We start from the raw sequence: 13,895 nt of genomic DNA on the forward strand, positions 1-13,895 counted from the left end.
GCTACTCTCCCATATTATCCTCTCAGGTGTTACACGTAAAAATTAGGAATTGGGAATTGGGAATGGGGCATTGGGCATTGGTTATTAATCACCTAACTCCTGTACAGACGCGATTCATCGCGTCTCTCCTAACAGACGCGATTAATCGCGTCTCTCCTAACTCCACTACTGCTCCACTTTTAGAGTATAATCGCGCTTGACTCCAGGATTAAATGTACCCACCCAAATCCGATAGGTGCCGCTTTTCCAGTTGCGATCGCTAACGCTAGCATCTTTACTTTTGCCAGTGTCATCACCGCAACGAATCGTCGTTTTATCTGGGCCTTGGATCAGTAAAGTGGTGTCGTTATTGTTGCTATCGACTTGTATTGTCATCTGGGAAAAGTCCTTTTCTAGAACCATAATATGATCTGGAGTCGGATCGGCAAAGCCGATACAGGCTTTTTGATCGCGATCGCGGTTACTTATGGCAGACAATGAGTAAGAACCACCTGTAAACCCCTGGATTATTCCTTGTGGTGGATTAGAATTTGTTGACAGGGTGAAAGTACCAAAATTGGCTGTCTGTGCTATTGCAGGGGTAGCTGTGATGGCGGTAAGTATAGCCAACAGCCAGCCACTTCTAAACTGAAGTCGGGGGCGACAGTATTTCATAGTAGCCCTCCAACAGGCTTTTAAATTAGTAGTTATATATACATATTCTAATGAAAAAAATCTAGTGAAATTTCGGTTGATTGTGCCACATTAAAATTTGCCACACTAAGAATTCAAAATTCACGCATTAAAGACATTTTCAGATGAGGATTTAAACCCCGACTGAAACTGAGAGCAGCGGCTTGCGTATTTTCCTTCAGCAATCCGTTGCTAATGTGGCGCGGGTACTACTTACTTTGCGCCAGCGCCATCGCGTAAATCGCATTGCTCCCACTCGCAACTTCGGCTTCTGAACTAAAACAAAACAAAAACCTCACCCTCTCACGACTTTACAGCAGAATTCAAGTTATTTAAACCACATGTGTGGTATGGGCACAGCATTGCTCATTGGTGTCAACTTAACGTAAAAACCTCCCTAGAACAAGCTTTATCTCGTTCCCAGTCTCCGACTGGGAATGCCTATTTGAGGCTCCGCCTCAAGACTTGCGGCAGAGCCGCAACGAGTAGCATTTCCAGCCAGAGGCTGGAAACGAGGTTTTAAAGGGGTTTGAGCTGAAGTTGACACCTATGAGCATTGCTGTGCCCTTACCGCGTGGTCTATTTACCTGAAAATGGCTTTAATCCCTCTCCTTGGTAAGGAGAGGGACAGGTTTTCCGTAGCAGAACTAATCTTTGAGGTTTCTTTGGGCGATTCGATTGTACAGATGTACGTCCCTATAGCCGATTCATGTATTGCTAATGTTACTTATCCGCCGGAAAATTTACAACTATAGGTGGAAGACCGTTTTCGGTAGTTGGTTGTGCTTTGGTAACTACTGGTTGTGGATGCAAAGGTGTTAGTGTCAATTCACCCTTACCAGTTTGATTCCATAAAATCAGGGATAGTAGCCCATCCACTAAGCCGTTATTGCCGCCATTACCGCTAACTAAGACATCTGGAATCAAGCGGACATTGCGATCGCCGATAATCTGCATTAGTTGCATTGCTGTATAACCTTGGGAACCCAAAGCTTCCACACCAGCACTGTATGTTTCAGCTTTGGCGTTACCTGTAGCCCGAATACCTTCAGCCTCAGCAATTGCCCGGAGTTTTGTACCCTCAGCTTCACCGTTGGCCTCTTTAATTTGGGCTTGGGCTTTCAAATCAGCAATATGTACACTCTGCTCCGATTTCACCATTTCTTGCTGGATATTAGCCAGTGCCGTTTCCCTGACAAGCTGCTGCCGTTGGGTTTGCGCCATCTGCTGCACTTCATAAGTCTTGCGTTCTTCTTCGGCAATTTTCCGGTCTGTCTGTGTCTGCATTAATGATGCTGGTGGCTGAATATCACCAATGAGGGTGTCGATCGCTTGCACGTCATAAGCCCGCAATGCTGTTTTAATATACTCAGCAGCCTCAGTTTGTCGCTCACTCCGAGCAGTCAGAAAGTCTAGTACAGTACAGTTTTGGGCTGAGTTGCGGAAATAATTACCAATAGTCGGTTCTAATACATGGTCTACCAGATTTTGCATTGCACCAACGCGAGAAATTACCTTCGGAGCATCTAAAGCACCCACATGGATAATTTGTGCTACTTCCAAATCAAAGGCAAACCCATCACGCGATCGCACTGTCAAGGAAGCTAGTTGAGCATCATAGCTGTGGCGTTCAGTCCGACCTGACCAGTTTAAAACAATGTTGGTCGTTGGCACCAGTTCCATCTTCATAATCCGGGAATTAATCGGGTGTTTTCCAGGATATAGCGGTTCGACCCACACACCCTTATGTCCCTGATTAACCAAGTTACCGTGGGTGAAAGCTGCACCACTGACATCTTGATGCGCCTTACCCACGAAAGAAATCACCACACCCACATACCCAATGGGAATTTCCGTCATCGGCACTTGCTCAACCTGAACAAACCAAGGATTCAAGTTCCAAGAACCAGAAAGCAAGGTCTGCTCTTGTAAACCTCGCCGTCCACCACCATCAATAAATTTCTGGCCATTTTGGAAGTTATTGTGTTCGTCAATTATCGGGCCTGCGAGTTCACCAGCAGAAATTGGTACACCATCTAAGGTGGTGACGATGCCAACTTTGTCAGCTGCCAGACTGTACACCCGCAACTGTTCTGGAGTCATGCCATGAGCGCTGGCATTTGCTGCCATGATGACTTTAAACAGGGCAGTATTCATCCGGTACGTACCAGCCGTGAGAAAACCCATTTGCCGCCCTTTTTCCCCACCTTGGGTAAGGAATTTCCGAGCATCTTGGAAGTTGTCACAAGTCACAATTTTGCCCAAAATCCGCTCTGGTGGGTTGGATGCTCCATCTGCTGCCACAATCAAAGCGATTTCCCCTTGGGGAACAACAATTACCGACTCTTTCTTTACAGAATATTGCCAAGGCCAATAGCCCCAGTGCCAACCAGGAGCTAAAGTATCTGCCTGTAAGCCAGCCTCCCCCTTGAGGGCAATCAAACTTCCGGCGGGGAGTCCATGCCCAGAAAGGGTAAATTTCCTCACCACAATCCCAACTTCACGTTCGCCAATCACCACCAGTCCGCCAAAGAATAGGGGGACAAATATGACTAAACCGCCCACAAGTACGATGGGAATCAGTACAAAAGCATCAATTCCAGCAGCTTGATATTGAGTTCTGCTAATTTGTAACTCGGCAATATTTGGTTTGGTCTGATTTAGCTGTACAGTTGCCGAAGTGATTTCTTTTGCAGTAGTTATTTTTACAGAAGTAGCATTGGCAGAATGAATACTACCAGCGTTCGTCAAAGACGTTGGCGAAGCGATCGCTAGCGTTGCTACGATAGATGCTACAAAACGAGCGACCTTATTTTGTTTACGTGTACCAAGCAAAGATGAGAAGCTTTTCATAACTTGTGTCCATTTGGACAACTAATTAGTTAAGTTAACACTTCATCAAGGCTGACCTCGATTTCTTAAACTTGGTGTAATTTTTTTAAAAATTAATAAATCTTATGTAGGTTGGACATTGCCCAACCTACAAAGTTGAAATAGAAAGTTCAATTAGAGTAAACCGCCGGCGGCTTGAAACCGAGCGCGAGCGCGTTTGAAGGCTTGGGTTGCCTGAATTTGGGCTTGGCGATCATCTGCTGTTACTTGATTCAGTCGGGCTTCTGCTTGGTTATAAGCAGCACGAGCTTCTTCAAGGTTAATTTTGTCGCCACGTTCAGCGCCGTTAACCAAAATTGTCACTTCATTTTGTTCGACTTCGGCAAAGCCACCCAAAAGAGCGATGGCTTGCCAATTCTGATTTTTAGCGGTACGGACTCGCATTACACCAGTATCCAGGGCGGTTAAAAGTGGTGCGTGTCCAGTTAGAATACCTAGTTGACCAGTAGTGCTAGGCAAAACGACTTCTTCAGCTGGGGCATCCCATACTGTTTTATCTGGGGAAATTACACGAACGGTTAATGTCATTTGTCTTTTGTCCTTTGTCCTTTGTCCTTTGTCATTTCTTGTTTGTCATTTGTGTCTTTCGCAATTGCCATTAGTCATTAGCTAGTTGAACTAATGACTAATGACCAATGACCAATGACCAATGACTAATGACTAACCTTTCATTTTTGCAGCTTTGGCGATCGCTTCGTTAATATCGCCAACCAAGTAGAAAGCCTGTTCTGGCAGATCATCCAACTCACCAGACAGGATCTTTTGGAACCCTTTGATGGTATCTTCCAACTTCACGTACTTACCAGGAGAACCGGTGAATACTTCTGCCACAAAGAACGGCTGGGACAAGAAACGCTCAACTTTCCGGGCACGGGCTACAACGAGACGGTCTTCTTCAGACAATTCATCTAGACCGAGAATGGCGATAATGTCTTGGAGTTCTTTATAACGTTGCAGAGTTGATTGCACTGCCCGCGCCGTATTGTAGTGTTCGTCACCGACAATGCTGGGCTGGAGCATGGTGGAAGTTGAACCAAGGGGGTCAACTGCGGGATAAATTCCCTTAGCTGCTAAACCACGAGATAGCAATGTTGTACCATCCAAGTGGGCGAAGGTGGTAGCAGGTGCGGGGTCAGTGAAGTCATCCGCAGGTACGTACACTGCCTGAATGGATGTAATGGAACCCTCTGTAGTTGAGGTAATCCGCTCTTGCAGTTCACCTACGTCGGTTCCCAAGGTGGGCTGATATCCCACCGCTGAGGGCATCCGACCCAGTAGGGCGGATACTTCCGAACCTGCTTGTATAAACCGGAAGATATTGTCAATAAACAGCAGCACATCCTGCTTGCTCACGTCTCGGAAGTACTCTGCCATTGTCAATCCCGACAGACCAACCCGCATTCTCGCTCCGGGTGGCTCGTTCATTTGACCATACACAAGAGCAATCTTGGAATCATTGAGGCTCTCGTTATTGATCACCCCAGACTCAATCATTTCGTTGTAGAGGTCATTGCCTTCACGGGTGCGCTCACCCACGCCAGCAAAAACTGATACTCCGCCATGCTGAGTAGCGATGTTGTTGATCAACTCCATCATGATCACGGTCTTACCAACACCAGCACCACCGAACAGACCAATCTTCCCGCCGCGTCGATAGGGAGTCATCAGGTCAACAACTTTAATCCCAGTCTCAAACACCGAAGGTTTGGTTTCCAGGTCGGTGAATTTGGGAGCAGAGCGGTGGATAGGTAAAGTTGCTTCAGCATTTACTGGGCCCCTGTTGTCCACAGGTTCGCCAAGGACGTTGAAAATTCGACCCAAAGTGGCTTTACCAACTGGCACCCTGATGGGAGCGCCTGTATCGGTGACTTCAAAACCGCGCACTAAGCCTTCGGTGGAACTCATCGCAACAGTCCGCACTTGGTTGTCGCCCAGCAGTTGCTGTACTTCAACAGTGAGGTTGATTTCCTGTCCAGCTTCGTTGGTGCCTTTGATTTTCAAAGCGTTGAAGATTTGTGGCAATTTCCCGCCGGGAAATTTAACGTCTACAACTGGGCCAATGATTTGGGTAATGTAGCCAATGTTTGTTTTTTCTGCGGTTGTGACCATGCTGCGCCTAATGATTGAAGCTAGATTTCAGATAAGGTCGGAGAAGACATAAAATTAAGCAATGTCACCTTTCACTCTAGCACCGGATGGGGACATAACTCCCTTAGTAATTCCTTAAAAAGTAGCTTGGTGGGCTTTGGCTGTAACCCTCATCCTGACTAGTGTAACTGGACGTACAGATGCTTTTTCTTCATCCAGCATACACCCTAGCTTTTCACTAATCTCATTTTCAGCCGCGTTCGCCCTTGGCGTTGGCTCCGCCATCGCTTTGGTTCAACCCGCTTAAATAGCCGCAATTTCACCTTATTACTGTACAAGAGTTACGCGTGTCAACACAAAAAAATGCTGTGTCTGGCGATCGCAGACACAGCGGATATCACAATAATCCGAGGATAAATTTAGACTTTAGCTGCGATGTTATTCTGCTGTTTGCGCTTTAGGGATGAAATCGCACCGAAGATACCGAATGCTAAAATCCCCAACATAGTAGTAGGTTCGGGAACACTTTTTGTTGGTACACTAGAGAAAGTACCAGCTTGAATAAACACAGCGGAATCATAATTACTATCTCCTACATCTGCAATTGCCAGTTTAAGGGTATGGTTTCCAGCACTCAGCCCTTTGGCGCTAGCAGTAAATACTTTAGTGAAACCATCATATTGAAGATTGAAGAATGGACCGCCATCTGATGGATCATTGTTGATAAAGAACTGAGAATTCTGGGCGTTAGTGCCTAATGGGTTGCCACCGTTGACGTTATTAATGGAAACTGGCGTATTGGTTCCAGGAAGCAGAGCAATGTTAACCCCATCCAAGAAAAAGCCAAACACGTCATTAAATGAGCTATTAGCGAATTCGTTGTATTCTTCCGAGGCAAAGACGTAGTTGAAAAAGAGATCACCTGTAGCTGAGGTAAAATCAAATTTGAGAGTACTTGCATCGAAAGTATTAAGTCCTGGAATCAAGCTGTTTAAGTCGGCATCTCCAGGTAAGCCATTGTTACCTGTCGCGCTATCTTGAGTATTTGGTCCAGGAGCAAGGGTAGCATTACCGGAAGTGAGAATGATGCCTTTATCTATGCCAATTCCTGAGGACAATCCATTTGTGAAAGTTCCAGATGCAATAGCCGCGCCGTTATATGTAACATTTGAGATATTGATGCCAGAACCCAAAATACTATTAACTAAAACGTTGGCATCGCTAGTGGTAGTGATGTTGACAGCATGAGCGGGAGCAGTTACTAGTCCTAAACCTAACAATGCAAATGCACCATACTTCAGGAAGTGAGTCAATGAGTTCATGAAAGTTTTCTCCTAAAAAAAAGTGAATGTTAACAGTGGAAATACTCTCGATTGCCTACGCGAAACTTTCAGCGAAATTGCACATAACACCTCAATTGAAGTTTCAGCATCTCGCTGCGATCGCAGATATAAGCACTAGTGAAAATGACTAAAGTTTTGAACTTAGCTTTTGTTTCTAGTTATTTAAGGAGGTTATTAAAAGTGTCTTCCTCACTTGCTTATTCACTTAGATTACTGACAAATTTATTTAGTGTCGACAGTATTTGCGTGTATTCACATAAGAAATACATTCCAAATTAGATTAAATAGCAGCTAAAACCTAGATGTAATGCGACTTATATACGCAATATCAAGTAAATAATTAACTAAACGTTTGTAAAATTAAGTTGTTGCCTTAAGATAGGTTTATCAACGTGATTATGTGTAAGTCTGGCTGTGTAAGCAGAATCTACACTTAACAACTGGGCAGCAGAAATTTGTATTCGGGATTGGGGATTGAGAGAATTTGGTGGGTAATTAAGACCTGCTACAAAATTTTTAACAAAACGTCTGACTATATTTGACTATGAGATTTGCAACTATGGTGTCCCCAAATGATCATCAAAATAAAAAATTGCCGTGTCTTGTCAGCGAACACGGCAGTTATATACTATGGACTTAAATTTTGGTGAATAATTTAGGCGTTAATTGCCGATTGCTATTGTTTGCGCTTGCAAAGTGAAGTAGCACCGAAAGCACCGAAAGCCAGAAGACCCATAATTGAACCAGGTTCAGGAACTGATTTAGTCAACGTAACATTGTCAAGCAGCAATCCAACATTATCTGCGCCAATCCCTTTAAAATCTAATGTGGCATTTGTTGCGTTAGCAACGGTGAAACTTTGGGTAAAGTTTGTAAACCCTTGAAATTCGTGTAGTGAGAATGTTTCGCTAAACAAAGTACCCAGAGATACGGTGACAGAATCAGTCACATTATTTCGTTGGTTTCCAGCAAGCTGGAAGCTGAGGTTAACTGTGTCTCCTGCTTGAAAGTTAAATGTTTTTTTAGATTGAAGTGTACCAGCTTGACCTGTTGTTCCATCCATATCCACATATAGTCCGTTAGCAGGAAGGAAATCATAAAAACCAACACTTCCAATCAAGTCCACAGAGCCGTTGATAACATTCCAATTGGCAAAATGATCGTAATTTAAAGCAGGGCTATTTTCTTGCTCAAAACTATCCTGTAAGAGGATTGTAACTGATGCTGCGCTAGCAGAATTTGTAGTAGCAAATCCGATTGCTGTCAAGGCTGTTAATGCTATACCGATTTTATTTAAGTTTTGCAAAAAAATTGATTTATTCATGATTATACTTTCTTCAAAAATTCTAAAGGTGTGTATTCTTCCAAACGACAATTAATCACTGTCGATTAATACTGATAAACTTAGTTGTGATTGCACTCGAATTTTTCAGCAAAATTAGGTATAAACTCCCCCTGTAATCAGTAAGGGTTTAGCCTTTTGCTGCGATCGCAGATATAAGCACTAGTGAAAATGACTAAAGTTTTGAACTTAGTTTTTGTTTCTAGTTATTTAAGGAGGTTATTAAAAGTGTCTTCCTGACTTGCTTATTCACTTAGATTACTGGCAAATTTCTTTAGTGGCGAGACTTTTTGCGTGTATTTACATAATAAATACATTCTAAATTAGATTAAATAGCAGCCAAAATCTAGATGTAAGGCGACTTATATACGCAATATCAAGTAAATAATTGACTAAAACTTTGTAAAATTAAGTCCAAAGAAACCTCACCCTGGTTTTACTACGCAAAACCTGTCCCTCTCCTTGGTAAGGAGAGGGATATCCGTCAAGACAGGGTGAGGTTTTTGTTTTGAGTGAATTCGATGACTTGTGTGTACACCCTAGCTAGCGATGGCTGGGTTGGGCTACGCCTACGCAAAAAGAGCAGTACCGTACTATTTCATTCAAATGCGTAAAATCATGGCAATTGAGGGTTGAAATTTAAACGCATAAGTGCTTTGCCCTCCCGCAGGGTAGGACAGCATCACCAAACCTTGTCCATGATAACTAGATGGAAAATTAGGGATTCACCTTTCGGTAGATTTAGATAGAATCATCAAAACTGTATATTTGGATGGGGTAACACATAATTTGCCACAAAACCTCATGCCAAATCAGTAATTTCAATATCAACAGATGAAGTTTTAATTGAATTCTAGTTAATTTGTTCCTTAAGTTCCTCATAAGCCATGACATCCCCTGAGCCTCAAACTGATTTTGGAGACAAACCTCCACAAACCTCATTTGAGCCACCTTCTGGAAAACGGCGGTGGCTTTGGCTGTTTTTAGCTGCACTACTATTGTTAGGGGGCGGAGCATTTCTAGTTTGGCGTTTGCTGACTCCGCAAAATTCAGCACCTTCAACCGCTAACGCTCAACCTTTAGGGGTAAGAGTCAAAATATCGACAGTACAAAGCGGCATAATTGAGGAAAGTTCAGATTTTATTGCTAGCCTAAAGTCCCAGCGCTCAGTCACGCTCCAGCCGAGGATTCAAGGCCGAGTTACCCAAATATTTGTCAAATCGGGAGATTCAGTCGCAGCAGGAGCGACAATTCTCCAAGTAGATCCTACCTCACTTGCAGCGATCGCTCTTAGCAATCCTGTGCCTCAAGCATTTTTAGTGCAAGTGGAAAGTGCCCGCGCTGCACTCAAATCTTTGGAAGCAGAACGACCATCCTACGTGACTAATGTGCAGCTATACCAGCAGAACTACGAAAAGTATGTCACCCTAGCTGAGGAAGGAGCCATATCTCGACAGACTCGCAATCAGTATGCTGATAGGCTTGCCACTGCTAAGACTAGTCTTGATGCAATTGATTCCAGAATTCAAGCACAACAAGCCACTATATTGCAAGCTGAAAAAGCTTTCCAGCAAGGTAATGTAAATACTGAAAAACCACAAGTCCAACTCCAGTACGACAAAATTATCGCTCCCTTTAGTGGCACGGTTGGCGACATCCCCGTGAAAGTCGGTGATTTAGTTAATACTTCCACACAATTAGTTAATATTACGCAAAATCGACCTTTAGAAGTCAATATCTCTGTACCACTACAGCAAAGTCCCCAATTGCGTAAGGGAATGCCAGTGGAGGTCATGAACACACAAGGCCAGAAGCTTGGTAGAAGTAGGGTATTTTTCATTGCACAGAATGTCAGTAATGAAACACAAGGGGTACTGATCAAAGCTCTTTTTAACAACCCTAACGGTCAGCTACATGCAAATCAATTGGTAAGGACTAGAGTGTTCTGGAATCAGCGCCCCGGAGTTTTAATCCCCACAACAGCAATGACTCGTATAGCTGGGGACACTTTTGTTTATGTAGTTGAAACTGAAAAATCTCCCCAAGGTGTATCCCAACAAGTAGCTCGGCAAAAGCGAGTGAAGCTAGGCGAGATCAAAGGTAATAATTACCAAGTTATTGAAGGATTACAGCCAGAAGATAAAGTTATTATCTCAGGATTGCTCAATCTCAGGGATGGTGTTGCGATCGTTCCAGAATCTTAATTAAACGTGCGCCTTCGTTGGAGACTCACGTTAATTAAGGGGAGTGGAGAGCAGTCCTCAAGATTGTCTCCTACCAATACCCAGAGAAGAGTGTTAACTATAACACTTCTCCTTTATATAGAATACACTCTGGCCTCTCTCGTAAAAAGGGAGTATTCGTGACAGTTTAAGATATAATTCGTTTTGTCAATAGTGATTATGCTGTAAATTATCCATGCTATCGAGTATCTATCTAATTAAGCTTTATACTAAGATTTAAGGATTAAGAATAAACGATGATTTTAAATATGATGGATGCCTAGAGGTAGCCACGCTTTCTCTAGGCGACGATATGCGAAGGGCATCGCAGGCTGAAAATTTGTGTTTCCAACCCCTCTTTTGACTAAATTTTAAGCATCATTACCTATTGATAAATGGTTAATGGACTTAACCTGTCGACAACGGCTAAAGGTAAGCAATTACTTGATTACATAACGGAGATAAACAATTATGTCAGTGCAAATCATCCAATCTAAATGTGGTTTAGTTTTAACTTGTCTACTTGGACAGATAATATTGTTTGCTGCGCCAGTACAAGCTGGAGTGCAGGGCAAAAGCTACAGTGTCAATGTTAGTTCGAGTCGGGGAGATTCTTTTACTGCTTGTTTTCAATTTAACATCAATGGTATCCTACACTTTCTTGGACAAAATGCTACTTATAACGTTGGTAACGATCAGACAAGTTGGCAAGCAGTCACAAAACCACCTTCACCAGTAGTAAGTATTGCACTTAATGGTGTAGTAGAACAAGGAGACTCTGTGATAAATGGTACTGGGATGAATTCCAATAGTACTACTTTTACATTTAATGGAACACTCTTATCTCAGTCAACATGTCCGGCTGAATTACCGATAAGTCCAGGAAATCTTCAATACGGGGCAAATCGAGAAAATCCCTTCTTACAATAACAGTACTTTAACGGCAGATAAGCTAAAAAACATTTAACTTGCATAAGTGAATTAAAAATAACTCTTGTGGGGTAGGCCTCTTGCCCGCCCAGAATATGCAATTTAAATGTGGAACAGCTTAATCACTTTGGTTAACCAAAATAAAACCAGATTAATCTATGGCATCTTTAGCATGATAAGTTGTAATTATCACTGGTGCATCGCATCGTAATTGCCCATCGCCTAAGTAAAATCGCATCTATGTAATGGAAACGGGTCATATCGTGCAGGTCGGTACTTTTTCCAATACACTTTTAAAATTCGGATCAGTTTGACTATGGAAGTCAACGAAATTTTTTATGTCTTCTGAAAGAGTTGGCAAGCGTTCCTCCGCTTTATAATGTGCTTTTGCACTTATGTGATCAACGCAAGTAATACCGCTTTTTAATTTACTGGCGTATATTTACTGTTAGGTAAAATCAAGCCTAGAACTCTTAATAAAAAATTACGGAGAGCAAACTCATGACACAGCCTAACTCACAAGACAAAAACAGCTTTCTTTACCCTCGTAGTCGATATTATGGGAAATTCCAGCCAGAGAACTTAGTGTTTAATGCCAATCTCCAAGAATTTTCCCAAAAAATTAGTTACATTACTTGTCTAGAAACTGCCGGAAAACTGTCTCAGGAAGAAGCTTACCAGCAAATTAGAGGGCTTTGGAAACAGTTAAAACATAGTAAAAAGGAACTGGATATTGGTGTCAATAAAGAAGTTTAAACTTTTAATGCGATGTGTAACTTATTTAGGAGTTTCACCACTGCTCTGAAGCCCATTTGATTAAGTCGAGTTCAATCAGCAAAAAGACATATTGCTTTTTCATTTCAGTAGATTTAGTAAGCAAAAAGGCATATTGCTTTCTCAAAATGCCTATTTGCTTACTCATTTCAGTAGATTTAGTAAGCAAAAAGGCATATTGCTTTCTCAAAATGCTTGATTGCTTACTCATTTCGGTAGATTACGCATTCATTTTGGTGTATCTAGTCAAGTTAACGTTAAAAGGACGGTTAAAAACCTTCTAGCAAAGTCCAGAAGTAGCCATCTGGCGCAACGAAAGAAAAACTCGTCTCGCCAAATTCATTAGGAATGATGTCTGTAACTTTTTGTACAGTACTTGCGTTGATGCGATCGCAATACTCCTGTATTCCCTTAACCCGATAGGTATATAAAGACATACCCAAGCTACCTGGTTGGGCTGCCTCAAAGCGCGATTCTAAATTAATATCTTCTGGGAATCGAATGACATAAAGCCTACCACTGCGCGCAGCCATCAAGTCAGACTTAGAAGAACGGGGATCATCAAAGGTAGTGACAATAAACTTTTCACCAGGGTTAAGATCAAAAATATCTCGACCTGCTGGCGAAGATTCATAACTAGTTTCGACATCATCACGCACACGCAGCAAACCCAAAACTTCTTCATAAAACTTCAGGGTTTCTTTGCTGTCATCTTGAACGATGATCCCCAGATGGGTAAACTGACTAGCCTTGAGAGCAGCATTATGGTTAACTTCTCCGTAATGCGGTAGTGTATAGCCAAACCGTTGAAATAAAACCTGTCGAGCTAAGGGTTGGAGTAGCAGCATTTCTCGCACACCAACGGCTGGCTCAATAAAAGGACGGCTTTTTCTCTCTTTGTTGTAGATGATTTCCCAATAAGGGTTAGAGTGCCTAATAGGCAAACCTGCGGCTTTTGCATCCTCTATATGATTTAAAATATTTAAAACATCCGCCGTTAAGCTTGTCCCCCAGCGATTTCCCTTAATTTTCATGGACGCAATTCCCAAACCTTCATGGGTGGGGTTTTGCCAAACCATCAGCCGAATCAAACCATGATCTGCATTTTGGTGGTAGAGGCGGATTGAGCGTAAAGATGAATTCACCCCATATAATTGATGGGCTACATCTGCGGTTAATTCGCCCACTTCACCAATGCGATAGCCAAATTGCTCCCAATACTGAATTGCAGAAATTGGCTCTGGGATGCCGATACAAGCTTCATAAATCCCTTCAATTGCGATTTGTTGTTCTTGAGTCATAATGAGTGCTGAGTTTCCTAGTTTCCAATAGACCTCTTGCAAAAGTCCCTAACACCCCATACCCAACCCCTAAGAGGTTGCGGGGCTACGGTGTACACACAAGTTTTTGGTGACCCAATTTACGGTTAAGTCTCATAGCCCCTGAGAAACCTCACCCTGGTTTTACTATGTAAAACCTGTCCCTCTCCTTAGTAAGGAGAGGGATTAAAGATAGGACTCTTTGAGGTTTTAGAGAACTTTTAGGTAATCGAATAACTTGTGTGTACACCATAGGCTTGTGGGGAGGGGAGCGTTTGCTTTACTCAAATGCGGGGTGGGGTTCTTAATTTTT

At 42.7% G+C, this 13,895-nt stretch carries 11 protein-coding genes and 1 pseudogene; 3 read left to right on the forward strand and 9 right to left on the reverse strand.

Translation table 11 applies throughout. The features are described from left to right. Positions 1–165 precede the first annotated feature (165 nt). The 7 genes from V7K31_RS26590 to V7K31_RS26620 form a co-directional block, all read right to left on the reverse strand. Positions 166–654 carry a hypothetical protein gene (locus V7K31_RS26590; protein WP_335098371.1) on the reverse strand — a complete coding sequence of 163 codons (489 nt, stop codon included), beginning with the start codon at positions 652–654 and terminating at the stop codon, positions 166–168. Positions 655–1,395: 741 nt separating this feature from the next. Further along, positions 1,396–3,525, reverse strand: a complete 2,130-nt coding sequence (locus tag V7K31_RS26595) for an SPFH domain-containing protein (protein ID WP_335098374.1) — start codon at positions 3,523–3,525, stop codon at positions 1,396–1,398. 153 nt (positions 3,526–3,678) lie between these two features. Beyond that, positions 3,679–4,092 carry an ATP synthase F1 subunit epsilon gene (gene atpC / locus V7K31_RS26600; RefSeq protein ID WP_335098376.1) on the reverse strand — a complete coding sequence of 138 codons (414 nt, stop codon included), beginning with the start codon at positions 4,090–4,092 and terminating at the stop codon, positions 3,679–3,681. 132 nt (positions 4,093–4,224) lie between these two features. Next, positions 4,225–5,673 (reverse strand): F0F1 ATP synthase subunit beta, encoded by a 1,449-nt coding sequence (gene atpD / locus V7K31_RS26605; protein ID WP_335098378.1) that lies wholly within the window; start codon positions 5,671–5,673, stop codon positions 4,225–4,227. 114 nt (positions 5,674–5,787) lie between these two features. Then, positions 5,788–5,937 carry a hypothetical protein gene (locus tag V7K31_RS26610; protein WP_335098381.1) on the reverse strand — a complete coding sequence of 50 codons (150 nt, stop codon included), beginning with the start codon at positions 5,935–5,937 and terminating at the stop codon, positions 5,788–5,790. 134 nt (positions 5,938–6,071) lie between these two features. Further along, a complete protein-coding gene (locus tag V7K31_RS26615; RefSeq protein WP_335098384.1) occupies positions 6,072–6,974 on the reverse strand; it encodes a choice-of-anchor L family PEP-CTERM protein in 903 nt (300 codons plus the stop codon). A 697-nt stretch (positions 6,975–7,671) separates the two neighbouring features. Continuing rightward, positions 7,672–8,319 (reverse strand): PEP-CTERM sorting domain-containing protein, encoded by a 648-nt coding sequence (locus V7K31_RS26620; protein ID WP_335098386.1) that lies wholly within the window; start codon positions 8,317–8,319, stop codon positions 7,672–7,674. A gap of 905 nt (positions 8,320–9,224) precedes the next feature. Between V7K31_RS26620 and V7K31_RS26625 the strand changes: the two genes are divergently transcribed. Together V7K31_RS26625 and V7K31_RS26630 are read left to right on the forward strand one after the other, a co-directional pair. Beyond that, a complete protein-coding gene (locus tag V7K31_RS26625) occupies positions 9,225–10,541 on the forward strand; it encodes an efflux RND transporter periplasmic adaptor subunit (protein ID WP_335098388.1) in 1,317 nt (438 codons plus the stop codon). A gap of 489 nt (positions 10,542–11,030) precedes the next feature. Further along, positions 11,031–11,489 carry a hypothetical protein gene (locus V7K31_RS26630; RefSeq protein ID WP_335098391.1) on the forward strand — a complete coding sequence of 153 codons (459 nt, stop codon included), beginning with the start codon at positions 11,031–11,033 and terminating at the stop codon, positions 11,487–11,489. 289 nt (positions 11,490–11,778) lie between these two features. Here the strand turns inward: V7K31_RS26630 and V7K31_RS26635 are convergent. Further along, a pseudogene (locus V7K31_RS26635) lies at positions 11,779–11,919 on the reverse strand (ISAzo13 family transposase); the annotation flags it as partial. Positions 11,920–11,990: 71 nt separating this feature from the next. On the opposite strand from V7K31_RS26635, the gene V7K31_RS26640 reads away from it, so the two are divergent. Continuing rightward, positions 11,991–12,245, forward strand: a complete 255-nt coding sequence (locus tag V7K31_RS26640) for a DUF7219 family protein (protein ID WP_335098393.1) — start codon at positions 11,991–11,993, stop codon at positions 12,243–12,245. A gap of 287 nt (positions 12,246–12,532) precedes the next feature. Here V7K31_RS26640 and V7K31_RS26645 read toward each other — a convergent pair whose 3' ends face one another. After that, positions 12,533–13,564 (reverse strand): VOC family protein, encoded by a 1,032-nt coding sequence (locus V7K31_RS26645; protein ID WP_335098395.1) that lies wholly within the window; start codon positions 13,562–13,564, stop codon positions 12,533–12,535. Positions 13,565–13,895 lie beyond the last annotated feature (331 nt).

The sequence above is a fragment of the Nostoc sp. genome (assembly GCF_036917675.1).
Lineage (GTDB): Bacteria > Cyanobacteriota > Cyanobacteriia > Cyanobacteriales > Nostocaceae > Nostoc.